This window comes from Streptomyces sp. NPDC001828, assembly GCF_042892175.1.
In the GTDB taxonomy this organism is placed as follows: domain Bacteria; phylum Actinomycetota; class Actinomycetes; order Streptomycetales; family Streptomycetaceae; genus Streptomyces.
This window is the reverse complement of sequence record NZ_JBIATV010000005.1, coordinates 240199-262719: the sequence shown is the minus strand read 5'-3', so window position 1 is coordinate 262719 and position 22521 is coordinate 240199. Positions and strand designations below refer to the sequence as shown.

19 protein-coding genes are annotated in these 22521 nt (G+C 72.2%); 10 read left to right on the top strand and 9 right to left on the bottom strand.

Annotation, left to right across the window (positions count from 1 at the left end):
* The first annotated feature begins 72 nt into the window (after nt 1-72).
* Nucleotides 73-1425 carry a 6-phospho-beta-glucosidase gene (locus tag ACFYZA_RS17505; RefSeq protein ID WP_382582267.1) on the top strand — a complete coding sequence of 451 codons (1353 nt, stop codon included), beginning with the start codon at nt 73-75 and terminating at the stop codon, nt 1423-1425.
* Here ACFYZA_RS17505 and ACFYZA_RS17500 read toward each other — a convergent pair.
* The 6 genes from ACFYZA_RS17500 to ACFYZA_RS17475 all read right to left on the bottom strand — a co-directional run bounded on the left by ACFYZA_RS17500 (nt 1422) and on the right by ACFYZA_RS17475 (nt 9427).
* Nucleotides 1422-1619 (bottom strand): hypothetical protein, encoded by a 198-nt coding sequence (locus ACFYZA_RS17500; RefSeq protein ID WP_161256350.1) that lies wholly within the window; start codon nt 1617-1619, stop codon nt 1422-1424. The two genes, ACFYZA_RS17505 and ACFYZA_RS17500, sit on opposite strands and share 4 nt — an antisense overlap.
* A gap of 116 nt (nt 1620-1735) precedes the next feature.
* Nucleotides 1736-2683 (bottom strand): alpha/beta fold hydrolase, encoded by a 948-nt coding sequence (locus ACFYZA_RS17495; RefSeq protein ID WP_376209559.1) that lies wholly within the window; start codon nt 2681-2683, stop codon nt 1736-1738.
* Nucleotides 2680-3156 carry a phage holin family protein gene (locus tag ACFYZA_RS17490; RefSeq protein ID WP_382582263.1) on the bottom strand — a complete coding sequence of 159 codons (477 nt, stop codon included), beginning with the start codon at nt 3154-3156 and terminating at the stop codon, nt 2680-2682. Before ACFYZA_RS17490 ends, ACFYZA_RS17495 begins: the two co-directional genes overlap by 4 nt.
* A 75-nt stretch (nt 3157-3231) precedes the next feature.
* Nucleotides 3232-4626, bottom strand: coding sequence for a Na+/H+ antiporter NhaA (gene nhaA, locus ACFYZA_RS17485; protein ID WP_382582261.1), 1395 nt, complete (start codon nt 4624-4626; stop codon nt 3232-3234).
* 323 nt (nt 4627-4949) lie between these two features.
* On the bottom strand, nt 4950-6962 hold the full coding sequence (acs, locus tag ACFYZA_RS17480) for an acetate--CoA ligase (protein WP_382582258.1): 2013 nt from the start codon (nt 6960-6962) through the stop codon (nt 4950-4952).
* A gap of 137 nt (nt 6963-7099) precedes the next feature.
* Nucleotides 7100-9427, bottom strand: a complete 2328-nt coding sequence (locus tag ACFYZA_RS17475) for a SulP family inorganic anion transporter (RefSeq protein ID WP_382582256.1) — start codon at nt 9425-9427, stop codon at nt 7100-7102.
* A gap of 281 nt (nt 9428-9708) precedes the next feature.
* On the opposite strand from ACFYZA_RS17475, the gene ACFYZA_RS17470 reads away from it, so the two are divergent.
* Entirely contained in the window at nt 9709-11007 is a 1299-nt protein-coding gene (locus tag ACFYZA_RS17470) for a hypothetical protein (RefSeq protein ID WP_382582253.1), read from the top strand.
* Here the strand turns inward: ACFYZA_RS17470 and ACFYZA_RS17465 are convergent.
* Nucleotides 10985-11983 carry an ATP-binding protein gene (locus tag ACFYZA_RS17465; protein ID WP_388491297.1) on the bottom strand — a complete coding sequence of 333 codons (999 nt, stop codon included), beginning with the start codon at nt 11981-11983 and terminating at the stop codon, nt 10985-10987. The genes ACFYZA_RS17470 and ACFYZA_RS17465 overlap by 23 nt on opposite strands.
* A 102-nt stretch (nt 11984-12085) precedes the next feature.
* Between ACFYZA_RS17465 and ACFYZA_RS17460 the strand changes: the two genes are divergently transcribed.
* Nucleotides 12086-12904 (top strand): oxidoreductase, encoded by an 819-nt coding sequence (locus ACFYZA_RS17460; protein WP_388491294.1) that lies wholly within the window; start codon nt 12086-12088, stop codon nt 12902-12904.
* A gap of 411 nt (nt 12905-13315) precedes the next feature.
* Here the strand turns inward: ACFYZA_RS17460 and ACFYZA_RS17455 are convergent, their stop codons facing one another.
* Complete coding sequence (locus ACFYZA_RS17455) at nt 13316-14152, bottom strand: HAD family hydrolase (RefSeq protein ID WP_388491292.1); 837 nt, start codon at nt 14150-14152, stop codon at nt 13316-13318.
* A gap of 467 nt (nt 14153-14619) precedes the next feature.
* Between ACFYZA_RS17455 and ssd the strand changes: the two genes are divergently transcribed.
* From ssd to ACFYZA_RS17420, 7 genes are all read left to right on the top strand, one after another.
* Entirely contained in the window at nt 14620-15723 is a 1104-nt protein-coding gene (gene ssd / locus ACFYZA_RS17450) for a septum site-determining protein Ssd (protein WP_388491289.1), read from the top strand.
* Nucleotides 15720-16949, top strand: coding sequence for a TadA family conjugal transfer-associated ATPase (locus ACFYZA_RS17445; RefSeq protein ID WP_382582238.1), 1230 nt, complete (start codon nt 15720-15722; stop codon nt 16947-16949). Before ssd ends, ACFYZA_RS17445 begins: the two co-directional genes overlap by 4 nt.
* A gap of 11 nt (nt 16950-16960) precedes the next feature.
* Nucleotides 16961-17851, top strand: a complete 891-nt coding sequence (locus tag ACFYZA_RS17440; protein ID WP_388491287.1) for a type II secretion system F family protein — start codon at nt 16961-16963, stop codon at nt 17849-17851.
* Complete coding sequence (locus tag ACFYZA_RS17435) at nt 17848-18639, top strand: type II secretion system F family protein (protein WP_388491285.1); 792 nt, start codon at nt 17848-17850, stop codon at nt 18637-18639. The genes ACFYZA_RS17440 and ACFYZA_RS17435 overlap by 4 nt, the downstream gene beginning before the upstream one ends.
* Before the next feature lie 276 nt (nt 18640-18915).
* Complete coding sequence (locus ACFYZA_RS17430; RefSeq protein ID WP_382582230.1) at nt 18916-19152, top strand: DUF4244 domain-containing protein; 237 nt, start codon at nt 18916-18918, stop codon at nt 19150-19152.
* On the top strand, nt 19139-19519 hold the full coding sequence (locus ACFYZA_RS17425) for a TadE family type IV pilus minor pilin (RefSeq protein ID WP_382582227.1): 381 nt from the start codon (nt 19139-19141) through the stop codon (nt 19517-19519). Before ACFYZA_RS17430 ends, ACFYZA_RS17425 begins: the two co-directional genes overlap by 14 nt.
* 224 nt (nt 19520-19743) lie before the next feature.
* On the top strand, nt 19744-20070 hold the full coding sequence (locus tag ACFYZA_RS17420; protein ID WP_388491282.1) for an Rv3654c family TadE-like protein: 327 nt from the start codon (nt 19744-19746) through the stop codon (nt 20068-20070).
* Here the strand turns inward: ACFYZA_RS17420 and ACFYZA_RS17415 are convergent.
* Complete coding sequence (locus ACFYZA_RS17415; protein ID WP_388491280.1) at nt 20012-22489, bottom strand: DEAD/DEAH box helicase; 2478 nt, start codon at nt 22487-22489, stop codon at nt 20012-20014. The two genes, ACFYZA_RS17420 and ACFYZA_RS17415, sit on opposite strands and share 59 nt — an antisense overlap.
* Nucleotides 22490-22521: the final 32 nt, after the last annotated feature.

Sequence of the window (22521 nt, the reverse complement as noted above, 5' to 3'; positions counted from 1 at the left end):
CCTGACCTCCTGAGGCCCCTGAACTCCACAGGACCCCCGACCTCCTGATGACCACCTGACGAGAAGGCTCCGATGCGACTGACGATCCTCGGCGGCGGCGGCTTCCGCGTCCCGCTCGTGTACGGCGCCCTGCTGCGCGACCGCGCGCCCGGGCGGGTCACCGAGGTGGTCCTGTACGACCTGGACGCGGCGCGGCTGCACGCCATCGGCCGGGTCCTCGCCGACCGGGCGTACGGGATCGAGGACGCCCCCTCGGTGCGCACCACCACCGACCTCGACGAGGCACTGCGCGGCACGGACTTCGTCTTCTCCGCGATCCGCGTGGGCGGTCTCGACGGCCGCGCGGCCGACGAGCGGATCGCGCTGGGCGAAGGCGTCCTGGGGCAGGAGACGGTCGGCGCGGGCGGCATCGCCTACGGGCTGCGGACCGTGCCGGTCGCCACCGAGATCGCGCGCCGGGTCAGGGCGCTCGCCCCCGACGCCTGGGTCATCAACTTCACCAACCCGGCCGGCCTGGTCACCGAGGCGATGGCCGAGCACCTCGGCGACCGCGTGGTGGGCATCTGCGACTCGCCGGTGGGCCTGGCCCGCCGGGTCGCCCGCACGCTGGGCGTCGACCCCGCGACGGCGCGTCTGGACTATGTCGGCCTCAACCACCTGGGCTGGCTGCACGGCCTGTACGAGGGCGAGAAGAACGTGCTGCCGAGCCTGTTCGAGCAGGGCGACGAGGTGCTCACCTCCTTCGAGGAGGGCAAGCTGTTCGGCGCCGACTGGCTGCGCTCGCTCGGCTCCGTGCCGAACGAGTATCTGCACTACTACTACTTCAACCGCGAGGCGGTGAACGCCTACCAGCGGGCCGAGCAGACCCGGGGCGCCTTCCTCAAGGACCAGCAGGCACGTTTCTACGCCACCGCTGAGACCGTCCCCGACGCCTCGGTGTGGGCGGCCTGGGACCGCACCCGGGCCGAGCGCGACGCCACGTACATGGCCGCGAACCGGAACGTGTCGGGGGCCGGCTCGCGCGACGACGACGACATGGAGTCGGGCGGGTACGAGAACGTGGCACTCGCCCTGATGCGGGCCATCGCGAGGAACGAGGCGGCGACGCTCATCCTGAACGTGCGCAACGGAACCTCCCTGCGCGCGCTCGACGAGCGGGCCGTCATCGAGATCCCCTGCCGCGTGGATGCGTCAGGCCCCCGCCCGCTGCCCGTCTCGCAACTGACGGGCCATGAGGCGGGCCTGGTCAGCGCGGTGAAGGCGGTCGAGCGGTGTGTCCTGGAGGCGGCCGCGAGCGGATCGGTGCGAGCGGCGGTGAAGGCCTTCGCCCTGCACCCGCTGATCGACTCCGTCCAGGTCGCCCGAAGGCTTCTGGACGGCTATCGCGGCGCCCACCCCGGCCTCGGCTACCTCAGGGTCGATTAGGTCCGCACGTGGCGCAGCCGGGCCGAGACCCAGCGGGCCCGGCGTCGCAGGATGCGCGGAATGCCCACCTCCTGGGAATCCGGGGAGGGGTGTTGTAGCCCCTGCCCCTGAGGGCCGCCCCTCTCGTACGAGACCGGCCCTGCGGCCGTTCGGCGGTTGCGTGCTGCATCACCGTAGTCGTGCGTCCAGCCCATACCCCGACGTGTGCCCGGGGCCCATGGTCGGTAACCGCTCCGGAGGGGGCCAATTGGCCTATGCGCCGGGCATTTGGCCGTTCGTAGGACAGCAGTTCCCACAGTGTCACCGGAACTCAGCGATCCGGTTCCGGATCCCGTAGCCAGTTGACGAGTTCGGTGGAGAACGCGGCCGGATCCTCCTCGTGCGGGAAGTGCCCCAGACCGTCGAACAGCCGCCAGCGGTAAGGGGCTTCGACGTATTCGCCCGAGCCCGCCGCGCTGCGGGTGCGCATCACCGGGTCGAGCGATCCGTGCAGATGCAGCGTCGGCACCCGGACCGGCCGCTTCATCCTCCGGTTGAACTGGATGCCGTCGGGCCGGGCCATCGAGCGCACCATCCAGCGGTACGGCTCGATCGAGCAGTGCGCGGTGGACGGGATGCACATGGCGCGCCGGTAGGTCTCCACGGCCTCGTCCTCGGGCTGGCGCGGACCCGACCAGTCCCGTACGAGCCGGCCGACCAACGCACCGTCGTCCGCGACCAGTTGACGCTCCGGCAGCCACGGCCGCTGGAAGCCCCAGACGTAGGAGCCGGCCGAGGTCTGCTTGTAGTCGGCGAGCATCGCCGAGCGCCAGCGGCGCGGGTGCGGCATCGACGACACCACGAGCCGGCGCACCACCTTGGGGCGCATCACGGCCGCCGTCCACGCCAGATAGCCGCCCAGGTCGTGGCCGACCAGGGCCGCGTCCGGCTCGCCGAGGGACCGTACGACGCCGGTGATGTCGAGCGCGAGGTTGGCCGGGTCGTAGCCGCGCGGGGTGCGGTCGCTGCCGCCCACGCCGCGCAGGTCCATCGCGACCGCGCGGTATCCCGCGTCGGCCAGCGCGGTCAGCTGATGGCGCCACGTCCACCAGAACTGCGGGAAGCCGTGGAGCAGCAACACCAGTGGCCCGTCGCCGAGTTCGGCGATGTGGAAGCGCGCACCATTGGCCGCCACGTCCCTATGGGTCCAGGGACCATCGATGCGGACGGGGCTGCCGGTGCCGCCGGGGCTTCCGGTGCCGGTATCGGGTGCGGTCATGCAGACGAGCGTGCCACAGCGACGCCGGTGTCCGTGACCGCGATCTCGACGGTGGCCGGACGCGGATGCGGCTTGACGCCCTGGAGCGTGGCGGCCGTCGCCTTGGCCGAGGCGATCGACTTCTCCGGCGGCTTGACCTTCTTGAACTTGGTCACCGCGAGCACCCCGAGCAGCGCGGCGAGGAGCAGGAACGCGCCGCCGACGATGAGGAACGACCAGGCGAGCCCGAGCCCCAGGTTGTGGATGCCGTACGCGGCCGCGAAGCTCAGCACCGGCAGCGAGAACAGCGCGAGCACGCCGGCCGTACTGATGGCGATGCCACCGACCGCTCCGCGCTTGACGTCCTGCCGCAGCTCGGCCTTGGCCAGCGCGATCTCGTCGTGCACCAGGGCGGACATCTCCGCGGTCGCGGAGGCGACCAGCTGGCCGAGGCTGCGCTCGGCGCTGCCGGCGTTGTGGCTGGGGTCGCTCATCGCTGACTCCCTCATCTCTACTCGGTTACCGACGGGTCCAACGGGTCCTACCAGTCCTACAGGTCCGTGGTCAGATCATGCCGGACTGTCGCCGTCGTCGCGCCCCGCCCCCGCCAGTTGCGCCAGCCTGCGGTGTTCGGCGGCCTTGTTCTCGTAGATCGTGGCCATCCGCAGGTGGTACTCCGGCTTGTCCAGTTCGTACATGTCGGGGATGCCGTCCTGGTCGTCGTCGCGCTCCTCGTCCTCGACGAGCGCCTTGTACTTGCGCACCCGCAGTTTGAGCAGGACGGAGGCGAGCACCGCCGCGGTCAGGGAGCCCACGAGCACGGCCGCCTTGACCTCGTCGGTCAGCTGGTCCTGGCCGTCGAAGGCCAGCTCCCCGATGAGCAGCGAGACCGTGAAGCCGATGCCGGCGAGCGAGGCGACGGCGAAGACGTCGGGCCAGGCCAGGTCGTCGTTCAGTTCGGCCTTGGTGAAGCGGGCGGCGAGCCAGGTGCCGCCGAAGATGCCGACGGCCTTGCCGACGACCAGGCCGAGCACGACGCCGAGCGTCTCGGGCCGGGTGAACACGTCGGCCAGGGTGTTTCCGCTGATGCCCACACCGGCCGAGAACAGGGCGAAGAGCGGCACCGCGAGACCGGCCGACACCGGGCGCATCAGGTGCTCGATGTGCTCGCCGGGGGAGTGCTCCTCGCCCTCCTCGCGGTGGCAGCGCAGCATGAGGCCCATCGCGACACCGGCGATGGTGGCGTGGACGCCGCTGTTGTACATCAGGCCCCAGATGACGAGCGCGAGGGGGACGTAGACGTACCAGCCCCGTACGCCCTTCCTGAGCAGCAGCCAGAAGACGGCGAGCCCGACGACGGCTCCGCCGAGGGCGGCGAAGTTGATGCTGCTGGTGAAGAAGACCGCGATGATCAGGATCGCGAACAGGTCGTCGACGACGGCGAGGGTGAGCAGGAAGGCGCGCAGGGCGGAGGGCAGCGAGGTTCCGATGACCGCGAGTACGGCGAGGGCGAACGCGATGTCCGTAGCGGTCGGCACGGCCCAGCCGTCAAGGGATCCGCTGCCGAAAACGTTCACCAGGGCGTAGACGAGCGCGGGGACGGCCATGCCGCAGACCGCCGCGATCACGGGCAGCGCGGCGGCCTTGGGGTCGCGCAGTTCACCGGCGACGAGTTCTCGTTTGAGCTCGATGCCGGCGACGAAGAAGAACACGGCGAGCAGCCCGTCGGCCGCCCAGTGCTGTATGGAGAGGTCGAGGCCCAGGGAGCTGATGCCCAGATGGAAGCCGCGGACCGACTCGTAGCTCGAACCCAGGGTGTTCGCCCAGATCAGGGCGGCGATCGCGGCCACGAGCAGCAGGACGCCGCCGACGGTCTCGGCGCGCAGGGCCTCGGCGACGAAGTTGCGCTCGGGGAGCGAGAGGCGGCGCAGGAACTTCGGCTTGCTGGGGGTGGGTGTGGCCACGAGGGCGACCTCCGGTCGGTTCGGCGGGCATGACTGAGCTCGTTGCCGACCAGACTTCCCGGCGCACCTGACCTTCTTGTCGCGTCCTTGACGCTTTCCTTACTTTACCTAACTTTACCGAGCGGTGCGTCGTCTGGGTGTATCCGGTGATCATCACCCTAGGGGCATACCGTCCGCACGGCGCGCGAGAAGGGCCCGTCGGAGCTGCCGCGCGAACGGGCCGCACGCACGAGGGCCCGCCGGGAGCGGGCGCGTCGAAAAAGCCGGCACGCACAAGGGCCCGGCCGCGCGTGCGGCCGGGCCCTTCGAGCGACTGCTGCCGCCTAGTCCTCGCTGGCGGCGCTCGGCAGCTTGGTCTGGATCAGCGCCATGACCGAGGAGTCGGTCAGGGTCGTGACGTCGCCCAGCTCGCGGTTCTCGGCCACGTCGCGAAGCAGGCGGCGCATGATCTTGCCCGAGCGGGTCTTGGGCAGCTCGGCGACCGGCAGGACGCGCTTGGGCTTCGCGATCGGGCCGAGCGCGGAGCCGACGTGCGCCCGCAGCTCCTCGACCAGGGTCTCGGTCTCGGCGGCGCTGCCGCGCAGGATCACGAAGGCCACGATGGCCTGCCCGGTCGTCTCGTCGGCGGCGCCGACCACGGCCGCCTCGGCGACCGAGGGGTGCGAGACGAGCGCGGACTCGACCTCGGTCGTCGAGATGTTGTGGCCGGAGACGAGCATGACGTCGTCGACCCGGCCGAGCAGCCAGATGTCGCCGTCGTCGTCCTTCTTGGCGCCGTCACCCGCGAAGTACTTGCCCTCGAAGCGCGACCAGTACGTGTCGATGAAGCGCTGGTCGTCGCCCCAGATGGTGCGCAGCATGGAGGGCCACGGCTCGGTCAGGACCAGGTAGCCGCCCCCGCCGTCGGGCACCTCGTGGGCCTCGTCGTCGACCACGGTCGCCGAGATGCCGGGCAGCGCGCGCTGGGCGGAGCCGGGCTTGGTCTCGGTGACTCCGGGCAGCGGCGAGATCATCATCGCGCCGGTCTCGGTCTGCCACCAGGTGTCCACGATCGGGCACTTGTCGGCCCCGATGTGCTTGCGGTACCACATCCACGCCTCGGGGTTGATCGGCTCCCCGACCGAACCCAGGACCCGCAGACTGCTCAGGTCGAACTTTGCGGGGATGTCGTCGCCCCACTTCATGAACGTACGGATCGCGGTGGGCGCGGTGTAGAGGATGGTCACGCCGTACTTCTGCACGATCTCCCAGAACCGCCCCTGGTGCGGGCTGTCCGGGGTGCCCTCGTACATGACCTGGGTCGCGCCGTTGGCGAGCGGCCCGTACACGATGTACGAGTGCCCGGTGACCCAGCCGATGTCGGCGGTGCACCAGTAGACGTCGCTCTCGGGCTTCAGGTCGAACACCGCGTGGTGGGTGTACGCGGCCTGGGTGAGGTAGCCGCCGGAGGTGTGCAGGATGCCCTTGGGCTTACCCGTCGTGCCCGACGTGTACAGGATGAACAGCGGGTGCTCGGCGTCGAACGCGGTGGGCGTGTGCTCCACCGACTGGCGGGCGACGATGTCGTCCCACCACACATCGCGGCCCTCGGTGAACGCGGTGTCCTGGCCCGTACGGCGCACGACGAGGACGTGCTCCACTTGCGGGCAGCGGGCGACGGCGTCGTCGATGGCGGGCTTCAGGGCGGACGGCTTGCCGCGCCGGTAGCCGCCGTCGGCGGTGATGACGAGCTTGGCGTCGGCGTCCTGGATGCGGGAGGCGACGGCATCGGCCGAGAAGCCGCCGAAGACCACGGAGTGCGCGGCGCCGATCCGGGCGCAGGCGAGCATCGCGACGGCCGCCTCGGGAATCATCGGCAGATACACCGCGACCCGGTCGCCGGCCTGAACTCCCAGCTCCGTCAGGGCGTTGGCGGCCCTTGACACCTCGTCCTTGAGCTCGGCATAAGTCAGCGAGCGGCTGTCGCCGGGCTCGCCCTCGAAGTGGATGGCGACCCGGTCGCCGTTCCCGGCCTCGACATGGCGGTCGACGCAGTTGTACGCGACGTTCAGCTTGCCGTCGGCGAACCACTTCGCGAACGGCGGGTTCGACCAGTCGAGCGTCTCGGTCGGCTCGGTGGCCCAGGTCAGGCGCCGGGCCTGCTCGGCCCAGAAGCCCAGCCTGTCCGCCTCGGCCCGCTCGTACGCCTCCGCGGTCACGTTGGCATTCGCGGCCAGCTCGGAGGGCGGCGCGAACCGCCGCTCCTCCTTGAGCAGGTTGGCCAGGCTTTCGTTGCTCACGACATCTCCCTTTCCCAGGGCGTCCTCTGTGCGTATGTGTCCCGGGCCATAGCTCATCAGGCCGCGGCCCGGGTGACAAGGGGCTCCAGGAAATTGGTTTAGACCTGTAGAGGTTCCTGGTCACCGGCATGACGCGCGTACGGCCTCTCCCGGGGGCGGAAGAGGCCGTACGTGATCGGCTGGGCGCCGCGAGTTCAGGCGTGCGTGTCCTCCAGGAGGTTGACGCCGACGCCCTCGAAGACCTCTTCGTGGTCGTCGGCGGAGAGCAGATAGGCCTGCGCCTCGCCGACGTGGAAGTACATGCCGTTCAGCGCGAGGGTGCCGGCCGCGAGTGCGCGGGCGACCGATTCGTGCTGCCGCAGATGGTCCAACTGCTGGACCACATTGGTCAGGCAGAGCTGCTCCACCGCGTCGGCGGGCAGCCGCCCGGCGATCCGGGCCCAGGCGTGGTGCCGGCTCGCCATCCGCTCCAGGCTCGGCCGGCCGTGCCGCAGCCAGCGGCGCAGCGGCGTCATCGGCGCATCGGGCTTGCCGGACATGAGCGCCTGCATCGCACCGCACCCGGAGTGCCCGCAGACGGTGATCGACTGGACCTTGAGGATGTCCACGGCGTACTCGATGGCCGCCGCCACCGAGTCGTCCGCGCCCGGCGCGCCCTCGGCGCCCGGCGGTGGCACCAGGTTGCCGATGTTGCGCACGGTGAAGAGGTCTCCCGGGCCGCTGGAGGTGATCATGCTGGTGACCAGACGGGAGTCCGCGCAGGTGATGAAGAGCTGCTGCGGCCGCTGGCCCTCGCGGGCGAGCCGGGCCAGCTCGTCACGGACCAGGGGAGCGGTGTTGCGCTGGAACGAGCTGAGCCCGCTGGCCAGTTGATGGCCGTGGGCGCGCTGCGCCGGCTGGTCGTGGCAGTGGTGGTTGCGCCACGGCGTCCAGGGGCGGCAGCAGCTCTGTGCGGCGGAGGCGGGCTCGGCGACCCTGGCCCCGGCGCGCCCGGTGATCCGCGCCTTGCCGCCGCGCGCGCGATGCGCGTCCTGCCAGCCCTGCAGCGCCTCGAAGGCCGCGTGATCCATGAATGACCCGTCCAACTCCACGATCGCGTCCGCTCCTTGGGGAACATGGCCGAGCGCCCGGGTGAGCCGGGGCACGGCGAGAAACGTCAACTGGCCGCGGGCGCGCACCACATAGGCACCGTCGGCCCCCTCATGCGTGATGATCCGGGTGCGGGAGAGCCGGTGCAGCGCGACGGCCACGGCCACCGCGATCCCCAGGAGCACTCCCTGCAGCACCCCGAACACGAGCACTCCGCCGACGGACGCCACGTACACCAGGAATTCGCGGTGCTTGTGGACGTTGCGGATGTGCGCGAAGTTGACCATCTGGATGCCGACCATCATGACCAGCGCGGCGAGCGCGGCCAGCGGGATCCACTCCAGAACGGTCACGAGCAGCCCGGCGGCGAGCAGCACCCACACGCCGTGCAGCACGGTCGAGGCCCGGCCGGTCGCGCCGGCCCGGACGTTGGCACTGCCGCGCACCGCGCCACCGGAGACGGGCATGCCGCCGAGCAGTCCGGAGACGGCGTTGGCGATGCCCTGGCCGCGCAGTTCGCGGTCGAGGTCGGCGCGCGGGACGGTGCTGCCCGGCCGCTCGGACGCCAGCCGGTCCACGGCGACCGAGGAAAGGAGCGACTCCAGGCTCGCGACCAGCGTCACCGTGAGCACCGCGGTGATGAGCCCGAGCACCGGCCCGTGGGGCATCGCGGGCAGTACGTGCGAGCCCCAGGAGGGCAGGTCGACCCGGGCGATCCGGGGGGCGGCGAAGGCGGCGACGCCGGTGGCCACCACCACACAGACGAGCGCGGCCGGGATCCGGCGCACCGCCTTTCCGATCCGCCCCGGAAGGCGCGGCCACAGCAGTAGTACGGCGAGGGTCAGCGCGCCGATGAGCGGCTCGGCGGGGCCTACCTGCGCCAACTGGCCCGGAAGCGCCCGGGCGTTGGCCACGGCGGAGCTCTGCGGGGAGCCGCCGAGGACGATGTGGAGCTGGGCCAGCGCGATGGCCGCCCCGATCCCGGCCAGGGTGCCGTGCACGATGGCGGGGCTGACCGCGAGCGCGGAGCGCGCCGTCTTCAGGCAGCCCAGGGCGACTTGGAGCAGGCCCGCGCACACGGTGATGGCGCAGGTGGTGCGCCAGCCGTAGGTCTGGATCATCTCGGCGGACACCACGGTCAGTCCGGCCGAGGGCCCGCTGACGAGCAGGGGCGAGCCGCCGAGAAGCCCGGCGACGATCCCGCCGACGCCGGCGGCGATGAGGCTGGCTTCCAGGGGCGCGTTGATGGCGACGGCGAGGCCGAGCGACATCGGAACGGCGAGCAGGAAGACGGTGATGGACGCCGACACATCGGCGCCCCTGATCTGGAAGCGGCGCCCGGACCGGCCCCCGGGGGGAGCCGGCTTGCGCGGACGCCGGAGGCGGGGCGGGCGAGCTGGGGGCTGGGCGCGAGTGGGTACGCAAGCAGGCATGTTCCCGTCTCCTCCGGGGCAGCGCGGTCGCGGAACGTGGGGTCGCGGCCGTGGGTCACGGCAGTGCAGCGGCGGGATTCTCAACTCTCGGTAAACGAATCGTAATGCAGAGTAAAGCGCCTTACTTCGTGTTTAGGGCATATGGGGCAGCGATTCACTCCGGAGAGTGAATAGAACGCTTTTCGTGCGGCTTGTCGTACCTTCGGCCTTCAGCCCCCGTGCGACTTTTGCGGCGCCGTGACGGCATTCAACGCACATAACCGCAAGGAAGAGGTGGGCGGATGATCGCCGCCACGCACGCCACCAAGAGGATCGCTGCCGGTGTCATCGCCGCGGCGCTGGCCGTCGGAGCCGCGGGCTGCTCCTCCGGCACCACCCCGGCCAAGCCGGGCACCCCGGGCGGCCCGCCGGCGGCCGCCGCCCCGAACCTCGTCCCCCACCTCATCGGGGACGGCTCGACCGCCTACACCGGGCTCCAGCCGCACCTGCTCAAGGCCCAGAAGCTGAAACCGGGTCAGCAGCCACCGCAGTTCGTGGTGTTCTCCTGGGACGGCGCCGGTGAGGACAGCCAGAAGCTCTTCTCGCACTTCCGTCAGGTCGCCAAGGAGTCCAACGCGACCATGACGTACTTCCTGAGCGGCGTGTACATGCTCCCGGACGCGAAGGCGAAGCTGTACACCGCGCCCAAGCACTCCGCGGGCACCTCGGACATCGGCTTCAACGACCTCAAGGGAATCCAGGACACCGTCACCCAGCTGCGCGCGGCGTGGCAGGAGGGCAACGAGATCGGCACCCACTTCAACGGCCACTACTGCGGGCCCGACGGCGGCGTCGGCACCTGGTCGGTGGACGAGTGGAAGAGCGAGATCGCGCAGGCCAAGTCCTTCGTGAAGAACTGGAAGACGAACTCCGGCCTGAAGGCGGAGGAGCCGCTTCCGTTCGACTACGACAAGGAGCTCGTCGGCGGCCGCACCCCGTGCCTGGAGGGCCGCAAGAACTTCGTCGCGGCCGCGGGCCAGCTGGGCTTCCGCTACGACACCAGCGCCGTCAACGACCAGGTCTGGCCGAAGAAGAACGACAACGGCGTCTGGGACCTGTCGATGCAGCTGGTGCCGGTCCCGGGCCGGGGCTTCGAGACCCTGTCCATGGACTACAACTTCTACATGAACCAGTCCAACGCGATGACCGGTGACGCCGATCAGCACGAGTACTGGGGCAACCAGATGCGCGACGGCCTCCTCCAGGCCTTCGACCGCTCCTACGCGGGCAACCGCGCCCCGCTGATCATCGGCAACCACTTCGAGTCCTGGAACGGCGGCGCCTACATGAAGGCCGTCGAGGAGACCGTCAGGACGGTCTGTGTGAAGCGCGACGTCCACTGCGTCTCGTTCCGCCAGCTCGCCGACTGGCTGGACGCCCAGGACCCGGCCGTGCTCGCCAAGTTCAACTCGCTGAAGGTGGGCGAGGCGCCGAAGGGCGGCTGGGCAGCCCTGGAGGCCGCCCAGCCCGCGGCTCCGGCCAAGCCGGTGGCCCCGCTGAAGCCGGCGGAGCCCGCCGTCAGGCAGGCTGCGGCTCACTGACCTCGTCGAGCAGCCGCTCGCTCAGTACGAAGGCCGGGTCGACCTGCGCGGCCAGGTCGGCCCCGGTCTTCGCATTGCCCCAGCTCTCCGCGTTCTTCAGGTGGAAGTGCACCATCTGCCGCGTGTAGCGGTCCCAGTCGCGGTTTCCGTACGAATCGTCCGCCGCGTCCTGCAGCGTCTGCAGGGCCAGCCGGTTGTCGGCCTCCAGGAGCTCGAAGCGGGACGGACGGCCCTTCTCCATGGCGCGCACCCAGTCGGAGTGGCCCACCGTCACCAGCAGGTCGTCGCCGACCTCGGCACGCAGGAACTCCACGTCGTCCGGGCCCTGCACCTTGTTGCCGACGACCTTGAGCGCGACCCCGTAGTCCCGGGCGTACTCCTTGTACTGGCGGTAGACCGAGATGCCCTTGCGCGTCGGCTCGGCCACCAGGAACGTCATGTCGAAGCGCGTGAACATGCCGGAGGCGAAGGAGTCCGAGCCCGCCGTCATGTCGACCACGACGTACTCGTCCACGCCGTCCACCAGGTGGTTCAGGCACAGCTCGACCGCGCCGATCTTCGAGTGGTAGCAGGCGACGCCGAGGTCGGACTCGGTGAACGGGCCGGTCGCCATCAGGCGGATGTCCCCGTCGTCGAGGGCGACCCGGCGCGCGCACGCCTCGTACACCGGGTTGGCCTCGCGCACCCGCAGCAGCCGGGAGCCGTGGCCGGGCGGGGTCGTCTTGATCATCGTCTCGGTGGAGGCGATCCGCGGGTTGGTGCCGCGCAGGTACTCCTTGATGAGCGGCAGGTGCGCGCCCATCGCGGGCAGCGCGGCGGCCTCCTCGTCGTCGAGCCCGAGCGCGGCCCCGAGGTGCTGGTTGATGTCGGCGTCGACCGCGACGACGGCGGCCTCGTTGGCGGTGAGGTGGCGGATGAAGAGCGAGGACAGCGTCGTCTTGCCGCTGCCGCCCTTCCCCACGAAAGCGATCTTCATGTTCACCAACGGTAATCGCATGGTGGCGGTAAGTATGCAAGGCGAGTGAAGAAGACCACTCGAAGGTGGGGCCGGGCTTGCGGACGCGTAGCCTCCTTACCTATGAGTACGAACGCCGCTGACCCTCTTGTCGCCCTCGGTGGGCTGCCGGGCGTCCCGGACGCCGTGGACTCCGTGCGCAAAGCCGTGGACCGGGTCTACGGGCACCGTGTGATGCGGCGCCGCAGCAACGAGATCACCTCGGAGGCGGCGCTGCGCGGGGCCCGCGGCAGCGCGGCCCTGTCCGGCGCGGACTGGGCCCTGGAAGAGGTGCGGCGGCGTACCGACTTCGGCAGCGAGCCCGAGGCGCGCACGGTCGGCGCGGCCCTGCGCCTGGCCGCGGAGGCGGGTCAACTCCTGTCCATCTGGCGGCAGTCGCCGCTGCGGGTGCTGGCCCGGCTGCATCTGGTCGCGGCCGCGGACTCCGGTGACGCGGTCGGGCGGCCCCGGCAGGGCGGCGAGAGCGTCGACGAGCCCCTGATCGAACTCCCGCTGTCCGACGCGGACGAGGTCGCGGGCCGGCTCGACGGCCTCTCCCGGCTGATCATCGCGGGCGGTTCGGCCCCGGCGCTCGTGACCGCCGCGATCGTGCACGGCGAGCTGCTCGCGCTGCGGCCCTTCACCTCGCACAACGGACTTGTCGCGCGCACCGCCGAGCGGATCGTGCTGATCGGAAGCGGCCTGGATCCCAAGGCGGTCTGCCCCTCCGAGACCGGCCACGCGGAACTCGGCCGGGCGGCTTACGCGGCGGCGCTCGACGGGTACGTCTCGGGCACCCCGCAGGGCATGGCGGCCTGGATCACCCACTGCGGCAAGGCCGTCGAGCTGGGCGCCCGCGAGTCCACGGCGGTCTGCGAGGCGCTGCAGCGCGGCGCTGCCTAGGCGGTGAACTCCGCCCGCGCGGGCGGGAAAAGGGTTGCGGCGGTATCGATGTCCGATACCGCCGCTGGCATGTCCACCGTGTTACCAAGCGTCCTCGAATATTGCCCATCAGGCCGGGATTCTCTGCCCGTTCACCTGGTGCGGCTGGCCCGTAATCGACGGGTCGACGTCGCGTGGGTGCTCGATGTCCATGCTCGGTCCGTGGGGCCTTGTTGCGTAGAAGGTGATCCTCTCGGATGTCCCAGGTCTCGCGGGCCGTTGAGTCCTTTCTACTCCCGTCCGGCGGGAAGCGAAACCCCTGACCACAGTTCTTTACTTTTAGGTTCAAACAGGGGCGAAACGGTCGTCCGCATCCCGGTGTTCCCGTGGGCGGGCCGCACCCGCACCCGCCGTGCGGGGTGGCCGGCCGGCTCACACGGAGGCGGCGTCCCGTCGGCGGCTGGCGTACCAGACCAGGCCGGCGGTCGCCGCGGCCGCACCGACCGCCGCCGCGGCCAGCAGTGCCGAGCGCGGCGGCATCTTGATGGCGGGCAGCCGTTGCTTGAGGCTGACCGGCTTGCTGAAGACGAGAACCGGCCATTGCCGGGCGGTCGCTTCGCGGCGCAGCGCCCGGTCCGGGTTGACGGCGTAGGGGTGGCCGACGGATTCCAGCATGGGGACATCGGTCGCCGAATCGCTGTACGCGTAGCAGCGCGCGAGGTCGTACCCCTCGGACGCGGCCAGCTCCTTGACGGCCTCGGCCTTCGTCGGCCCATAGGCGTAGTACTCGACGTCCCCCGTGAAACAGCCGTCGTCGCCGACCACCATTCGGGTGGCCACCACCCGGTCGGCGCCCAGCAGTTCGCCGATCGGCTCGACCACCTCGGCGCCCGAGGTCGACACGATCACCACGTCCCGGCCCGCGGCGTGATGCTCCTCGATCAGGGAGGCGGCCTCGTCGTAGATGATCGGGTCGATCAGATCGTGCAGGGTCTCGGCGACGATCTCCTTGACCTGCTGGACGTTCCAGCCCTTGCAGAGAGCGGACAGATACTCGCGCATCCGCTCCATCTGGTCGTGGTCGGCGCCGCCCGCGAGGAATACGAACTGCGCGTACGCGGTACGCAGTACGGCGCGGCGGTTGATCAGCCCTCCTTGATAGAAGGACTTGCTGAACGTCAGCGTCGACGACTTGGCAATGACTGTCTTGTCCAAGTCGAAGAAGGCGGCGGTGCGCGGCAGCGAGTGGTTTTCCACGAGCCCGAGCATAGGCGCCCACCATTCGGCGTAAGCTGAGGCGCGTGGGTTTGCCTGAGAAGGCTCTCGGGTACACCATGGAAGTCACGGATCGTTCGCGACCGTGCTAACCCGGTCCGGCTCCTCCCCCCCCGAGTCAGACCGTGGGGACGACCCCCGCTCTCCCCCCCGGCGGGGGTCGTCGCATGTCCGGATGCGTTTTCGGCCCCTGGATCCGATCGCCGTCCCCCTTCCCCGCTCTTCCTCGCGCTCTCGCGCACCGCGCAACCCTGCCCGTGGCTGGTTACTGAGTGTAGTGGTTGCGCTGCGCTCCGGAAGTCGCCGGTATGGGTGAACGGGATATTCACAACGTCGATGTTGTCCACAGATTTGGATCAAGATCCACATTATTTCGGGTCTCCCTCCACCGTGATTCCAGTTCGCGAAGAACGCGGACGCGGGAATCGCACTGAGAGGGGGCGGAAATCGTGGACGGAGTCATGGCTTCCGATCGGCCGCCGGGCGCGGAAGGACGGCGCGGCGGACCGCTGATCGTGACCGAGGACGAGGAACTGCTCGATGATCTGCTGCGGCTGTGCGCCGCGGCCGGCACCGAGCCTGAGGTGTGTCATGGGGTGCCCGACCGCAGGGGAGGCTGGGAAAGCGCGCCGCTGATCCTGGTCGGCGACGACGCGGCGCCCCGGCTGCTCGGTTCGGCCCGCAGACGCGGGGTGCTCCTGGTGGGCCGGGACCAGGACGACCCCGGGGTGTGGCAGGCGGCGGTCGAGCTCGGGGCCGACCATGTGCTGCGGCTGCCCGACGCCGAGCCGTGGCTCGTCGACCGGATCGCGGACGCGGCCGAGGGCGTGGGCCGCCCCGCCCTGACCGTCGGCGTGATCGGCGGTCGCGGCGGCGCCGGAGCCTCGACGCTGGCCTGCGCCCTCGCGGTGACCGCCGCCCGCGCCGGGCAGCGCACGATGCTGATCGACGGCGATCCGCTCGGCGGCGGCCTCGATGTGCTGCTCGGCGGGGAGCAGGCCGACGGTCGACGATGGCCGGATTTCGCCGCCTCGCGAGGGCGGGTCGCGGGCGGAGCCCTGGAGGAATCCCTGCCGCACCTCCACCAGTTGAGGGTGCTCAGCTGGGACCGCGGGGACTCCGTGGTGATCCCGGGCGAGGCGATGCGCGCGGTGCTCGCGGCGGCCCGACGCCGGGGCGGAGTGGTCGTCGTCGACCTGCCGCGCCGGGTCGACGACGCGGTGGTCGAGGCGCTGGCCCAGCTGGACCTGGGCCTGCTCGTCGTCCCGGCCGAGCTGCGCGCGGTCGCGGCGGCCAATAGGGTCGCGGCCTCGGTCGGCATGGTGCTGCGCGATCTCCGTTCGGTCGTACGCGGGCCCTACGCGTCCGGGCTCGACGAACAGTGGGTGGCCGATGCCCTGGGCCTCCCGCTGGCGGGTGAACTGCCTGTGGAATCAGGACTGTTGGAGGCCCAGGAGGGCGGGGCTCCGCCGGGGAGCGCGGCACGGGGGCCGTTGGCCAGATTCTGCACGGCCTTCTGGGACCAGGCGCTGGCCGGCGGCCTCACGGGCGGAGTGCCGTCATGACCGGGGGCTGGAGCTCCGCGAGCGCGCCGACGCCGGCCGGTGCCGGGGCGTGGGCCACGGGAGGGACCGTTCGAGGCGCCGGACCGCCGCTGCTCGACGCCGTGCGCCAGCGCCTGGCCGAGAGCGGGGCCGAGCCGACACCGGCCAGGGTCGCGGCCGCCCTGCGCGCGCAGGGACGGCTGCTCGGTGACGCCGAAGTCCTGGGCGGAGCAGAGGAGTTGCGGTCCGAGCTGGTGGGGACCGGGCCGCTTGAGCCCCTGCTCGCCGACCCGGACGTGACGGACGTCCTGGTCTCCGCGCCCGACCGGGTGTGGGTCGACCGGGGGGCCGGGCTCGAGCTGACCGGGATCCGCTTCGCCGACGCGATCGCGGTGCGCCGGCTGGCCCAGCGCCTCGCCGCGGTGGCGGGACGCAGGCTCGACGACGCCCGCCCCTGGGTGGACGCCCGCCTCCCGGACGGCACCCGGATGCACGCCGTCCTGGACCCGATCGCCGTCGGCTCGGCCTGCCTGTCCCTGCGGGTGGTGCGGCCCAGGGCGTTCTCGCCGGCCGAACTCACCGCGGCCGGGACGGTACCGCCCGGCGGCGAGCGGCTGCTGCGGGCCCTCGTCGAGGCCCGGGTGTCGTTCCTGGTGAGCGGCGGCACGGGCACTGGCAAGACCACGCTGCTCTCGACCCTGCTCGGCCTGGTCGGGAAGGGCGAACGGATCGTACTGGCCGAGGACTCGGCCGAGTTGAGACCCGACCATCCGCATGTGGTGCGCCTCGAATCACGGCCGGCCAACCAGGAGGGCGCGGGCCTGGTGACCCTGCGGGACCTGGTGCGCCAGGCACTGCGGATGCGGCCGGACCGCCTGGTCGTCGGCGAGGTGCGGGGCGCCGAGGTGACCGATCTGCTGGGCGCCCTGAATACGGGCCATGAAGGAGGATCCGGGACGGTTCATGCCAATTCGGCGGCCGATGTGCCGGCCCGCCTCGAAGCGCTGGGTACGGCGGCCGGCCTCGACCGGGCCGCGCTGCACAGCCAGTTGGCGGCCGCGCTCTCGGTGGTGGTCCATCTCGTACGCGACCGGGACGGGCAGCGCCGGATCGCCGAGGTGCGTGTCCTGGAGCGGGACGAGGCGGGCCTGGTGAGGACGGTTCCGGCGCTGCGCTGGGGCGCGCAGGGGTTTGTCCGCGACTCGGGGTGGGAGCGGCTGCGGGCGCTGATCGGGGGTGCGTGGTGACGGGTCATTCGATGGGACTGCCCGCTTGGGCGGCGATGTGCGCGGGGGCCGCGGCCTGGCTGTGGATGGGCCAGGACCAGGGGATGCGGCGGGCCCGGCTGATGTTCGCGGGCGCCGGAAGCGGAGGCGGCGGCGGAGACGGGGGCGCGCCGGGCGGGGGAGCCGCGTTCACGGCGTCGCCGCTCGGGCGGTGGCTGGAGAAGGAGCGGAGGCGGGCGCTCCGGCGGATGGAGTGGCTGTGCCTGCCGCTGGGCCTGGTGCTCGCCCTTCTGGGCGGGTCGGTGCTTCCGCTGGTGGCCGGGGCGGCAGCGGTGCCGCTGGTGGGGCGGCGACTGCGGGCCCGGGAGCGTGAACGGGCCAGGGCGCGGCGGGCCGACGAGGTGATCGCCTGGTGTGCCGCGGTGGCCGGAGAGCTGCGGGCGGGCCGCCAGCCCGGCCGGGCCCTGGCCGCGGCCGCCCGGGACACGGCGGCCCTGGGCGCGGCGACGGCACCGGTGGTGGCGGCCGCCACGTTCGGCGGCGATGTGCCGGCGGCGCTGCGCGAGGCGGCCGGGGAGCCGGGCGCCGAGGGTCTCGCCGGGGTGGCCGCGTGCTGGCAGGTCGCGGTGGACGGCGGGGCCGGTCTCGCCTCCGGCCTTGAGCGCCTGGAAGGCGTACTGCGGGCCGAGCGGGAACAACAGGACGCGCTGCGCTCCGAGTTGGCGGGCCCGCGCACCACCGTGCTGCTGCTCGCGTTCCTGCCGGCCCTGGGCCTCGTGCTCGGCACGGCGATGGGCGCGAGCCCGCTGAAGGTGCTGCTGCACAGCGCGGCCGGGTTCGGGTGCCTGGTGGTGGCCGGAGTCCTGGAAGCCGCCGGGGTGTGGTGGGCGGCGCGGATCGTGCGGGCGGGGGAGGGGCGGTGACCCCGTTCGGGCCGGACGTTGTCCACAGGCTGGGGGCGGTGTTGGGGGCGGGCACCCTCGCCCTGTGGGCGGTCGCGGAGGTGACCCAGCGCCGCGAGGAGCGCAGGGTGCGGCGCCGGGTGGCCGCGCTGCTGGCCCTTGGCGCACCGGCCACTCGGCGCCGCCGCTGGAGCCCGCGATGGGCGGCGGGCCTGGGGCAATGGGCTTTGCCGCTGGGGGCGTTGGCGACCGGATACGTACTGGTCGGCGGGGCGGCGGGCATCCTGGCGGGCCTGGTGGCGGCGTACGGGGCCCGGGTGTGGGGGCGTCGGCGCGGGGACCGGGGGGACGGAGCCGAGGTGAAGCGGGCCGCGGCCCGGGAACTCCCGCTCGCCGCCGACCTGTTGGCGGCCTGCCTCGCGGCCGGCGCCGGGCCGGGCGAGGCGGCGGGAGCGGTCGGCGCCTCGCTGGCCGGGCCCGTCGGCGCACGCCTCGGGCGCATCGCCGCCGAGCTTCGCATGGGCGGCGAACCAGCCGCCGCGTGGGGGAGGTTGGGCGCGATACCGGGGGCGTCCGAGCTGGCCCGCTGCCTTGAGCGGGCCGCCGCGTCCGGAGCCCCCGCGGCCGGCCCCGTCGCCCGCGTGGCCGAGCGCTGCCGGGCCGAACGAACCCGCCGGGCATCGGCGCGGGCCAGGCGCGCGGGCGTCCTGATCACCGGCCCGCTGGGCCTCTGCTTCCTGCCAGCGTTCCTGGCGGCGGGGGTCGCCCCGGTGGTGATCGGCCTGGCGGGCGGCCTGCTCCGGCGGTGAACGCGGTACGGCTCCGCCGGAGGGGCGGCTCGTCGGGGGCGCGGCAATGAAGGCGAGCGGGCCGGTCGGCCCCTCGCGGCCCAGCCCACGCTTGGGCCGGCCGGCCAATAACGGTCCCGCCGGCGCCCGGGCCGGCCCAGTCACTGCACGGGCCAACCAACCAACTAGCGAGCAAGCAAGTAAGTCGGCGAGCAAGCAAACACACAGAGGTAAGCGCTCGTCGAGCAGTCAGCAGTCAGCAGTCAGCAGTCATACAGGCAAAGGGAGTTGAGGATCATGAGCGACGCAATCGTGAACCGGCAGGCGGACGCAGTCAGGCGGCGGGTGCGGCGGTGGGGTCTTGCCGTGCGGCGCCGGGTGCGGGGCGATGCGGGGATGTCGACGTCGGAGTACGCCGTGGGGACGCTGGCGGCCTGCGCCTTCGCGGCGATCCTGTACAAGGTCGTCACCAGTGACGGGGTCGTGACGGCGCTGACCCAGCTGATCACCAAGGCGCTCGATGTGCAGTTCTGAGCGGGGCGGTGGGTTGCGCCGGGGTGACGGGGGGTTCGTGACGGCCGAGACGGCCGTCGCGATCCCGGCCCTCGTGGGATTCGCGCTCGCGCTGCTCTGGGCGCTCACGGCGGCCTCCGCCGAGATCCGCTGCGTGGACGCGGCCAGGGCCGGGGCCCGTGCGGTGGCCCGTTCCGAGCCGGAGGCCGTCGCGGTGGCGGCGGCCCGCTCGGCGGCGCCGAAGGGCGCCACGGTCACCGTGCGGCGGACCGGGGAGCTGTGGCGGGTCCGGGTGGAGTCCGCCACACCGGGGCCGCACCAGCTGGCCCTGACGCTGAGCGCGGAGGCGGCGGCCCTCGCCGAGGACACGGTGGGGGAGGGCCTGTGAACGTGCGGGTGCGGAGCGGCGCCTTGGGGCGACGGATACGGGGCCTCGTCAACCGGCTGACGGCGGAGGGAGGTTGTGGCGCCTTGGGGCGATGGATACCGGGCCTGGTCAACCGGCTTACGGAGAAGGGGTGTTGTGGCGCCCATCGCATGGGGGACCGGAGTTGTGGCGTTCGCCGCGCGGCGCGCGCGGGGTGTGGTGACCGGGGCTCCGCCACCGTGTGGGTGGCGCTGACCGCCGCCACGATGTGCGCGGTGTTCGCGGCCGTCCTGGGCCTTGGCCAGGCGGTCGCGGCCCGGCACCGGGCCGGCGGGGCCGCCGATCTGGCCGCGCTCGCGGCCGCCGACCGGGCCCTGTGGGGCGCGCCGGACTCCTGCGCCAAGGCCTTGGAGGTGGCCCGGGCGCAGGGCGCCGAGCTGGTGCGCTGCACGGTGACGGGGGAGATCGCGGACGTACGGGTACGGGCGAAGTTCGGCCCGTACGCGCCCAGTGTCAGGGCCCGGGCGGGGCCGTCGCTGGCTCTTCCGGGGCTCCCCGCAGCAGTTCCGTGAGGAGGCGGACGGCGCCGCGCTTGTGCAGCGGGTCGTTGCCGTTGCCGCACTTGGGCGACTGGATGCAGGACGGGCAGCCGGCCTCGCACTCGCAGGACGCGATCGCCTCGCGGGTCGCGGTCAGCCAGCTCGCGGCGGTGTGGAAGGCGCGCTCGGCGAATCCCGCGCCGCCGGGGTTGCCGTCGTACACGAAGACCGTCGGCAGCAGGGTGTCCGGGTGCAGCGGGATGGAGACGCCGCCGATGTCCCAGCGGTCACAGGTGGCGAAGAGCGGCAGCATCCCGATGGAGGCGTGCTCGGCGGCGTGCAGGGCGCCGCCGAGGATCTCCGGGTTGATCCGGGCGGCGTCGAGCTGCTCCTCGGTGACCGTCCACCACACGGCCCGGGTGCGCAGGGTGCGGGGCGGCAGGTCGAGTTTGGTCTCGCCGAGCACCTCGCCGGTGATCAGTCTGCGGCGCAGGAAGGAGACGACCTGGTTGGTGACCTCGACGGAGCCGTAGCAGAGGCGGCCGGCTCCCCAGGGGATCTCGGTGTCGGTGGTCAGAACGGAGATGGAGGTGGTGTCCCTGGCGACGGTCGAATAGGGCGGGCTGGCCTCTTCGACGAGGGCGGCGGAGTCCTCCAGGTCCAGGTGCTTCACCAGGTACGTACGGCCCTGGTGAAGGTGGACGGCGCCGTCGTGGACGGCGGTGTGGGCGGCGGACGCGTCGACCGTGCCGAGCAGCCGCCCCGTCGAGGCCTCGACGATCTGGAACGGGCGGCCGCCGCCGCCCCGGATGTCGGTGAGGTCGGCGGCCCGCTCGCGGCGGGTCCAGAACCATCCGTTGCTGCGGCGCCGCAGCAGCCCCGCCCGCTCCAGCTGCGGCATGAGCTCGGGGCTCGCGGGCCCGAACAGTTCGAGGTCGGGCTCGGTGAGCGGCAGCTCGGCGGCCGCCGCGCACAGGTGCGGGGCGAGGACGTACGGGTTGTCCGGGTCGAGCACGGTGGACTCGACGGGCTGCTGGAACAGCGCCTCGGGGTGGTGGACGAGATACGTGTCCAGCGGGTCGTCGCGGGCGATCAGGACGGCCAGGGCGCCCTGGCCCGAGCGCCCGGCCCGGCCGGCCTGCTGCCACAGCGAGGCCCGGGTGCCCGGGTAGCCGGCGATCAGGACGGCATCGAGCCCGGAGACGTCGATGCCGAGTTCCAGGGCGGTGGTGGCGGCCAGGCCCAGGAGCTCGCCGGAGTGCAGCGCCTGCTCCAGGGCGCGGCGCTCCTCGGGGAGGTAGCCGCCCCGGTAGGCGGCGACGCGCCGGGCGAGGGTCCGGTCGACCTCGTACAGGCGCTCCTGGGCGATGACGGAGATGAGCTCGGCGCCGCGCCGGGAGCGGACGAAGGCGACCGTGCGGACGCCCTGCACGGCCAGGTCGGTGAGGAGGTCTGCGGTCTCGGCGATGGCGGTGCGGCGCACGGGCGCGCCCTTTTCGCCGTGCAGCTCGGTCAGCGGGGGCTCCCACAGGGCGAAGACCAGCTCGCCGCGCGGGGAGGCGTCGTCGGCGACCTCGACGACGGGCAGGCCGGTCAGGCGGCCCGCGGCGAGGGCGGGCTCGGCCGCCGTGGCCGAGGCCAGCAGGAAGACCGGGTCGGCGCCGTAGCGGGCGCACAGACGGCGAAGGCGGCGAAGGACCTGGGCGACATGGGAGCCGAAGACGCCGCGGTAGGTGTGGCACTCGTCGATGACGACATAGCGCAGGGAGCGCAGGAAGGAGGACCACCTGGGGTGGGAGGGCAGGATGCCCAGGTGCAGCATGTCCGGATTGGTGAGGACGTAGTTGGCGTACTGGCGTACCCACTCGCGTTCCTCGACCGGGGTGTCGCCGTCGTACACGGCGGGCCGGATCGCGTTGCCCAGCGGGGCCGAGAGTGCCTTCACCGAGCGGCGCTGGTCGGCCGCGAGGGCCTTGGTCGGGGCGAGGTAGAGGGCGGTCGCGCCCCGGCCGTTCGGGGCCTCGGAGCCGTCCAGGAGGGTGCTGAGGACGGGCGCCAGATAGGCCAGCGACTTGCCGGAGGCGGTGCCGGTGGCGATCACGACCGACTCGCCGTTCAGGGCGTGCTCGGCGGCGGCCGCCTGATGGGCCCAGGGGTGCTCGACGCCGGCGGCCTGAATGGCGTTGATCACTTCCGGGCGGATGAGGTGCGGCCAGACTGCATGACGGCCCGCACGCGGGGGCAAGTGCTCCGTATGAGTGATGCGCGCAGCCCGGCCCGCCCCTGCGGTGAGCCGGTCGAGGACCGTGCCGGGGTCGGGTCGTTCACCCGTGCTGTCGGCGGGTGTTCTGGGGCGGAGTTTCCTGGCCATCGGCACCGAGTGTGTCACTGGCGTAGCGGACAATGGTCCCAAGGCGTCGTGCATGGCTGCTGGTAAGTGATTGAATGCCATCGCGGCTGGCGATCCGTTCTCTGGCTCCGCCG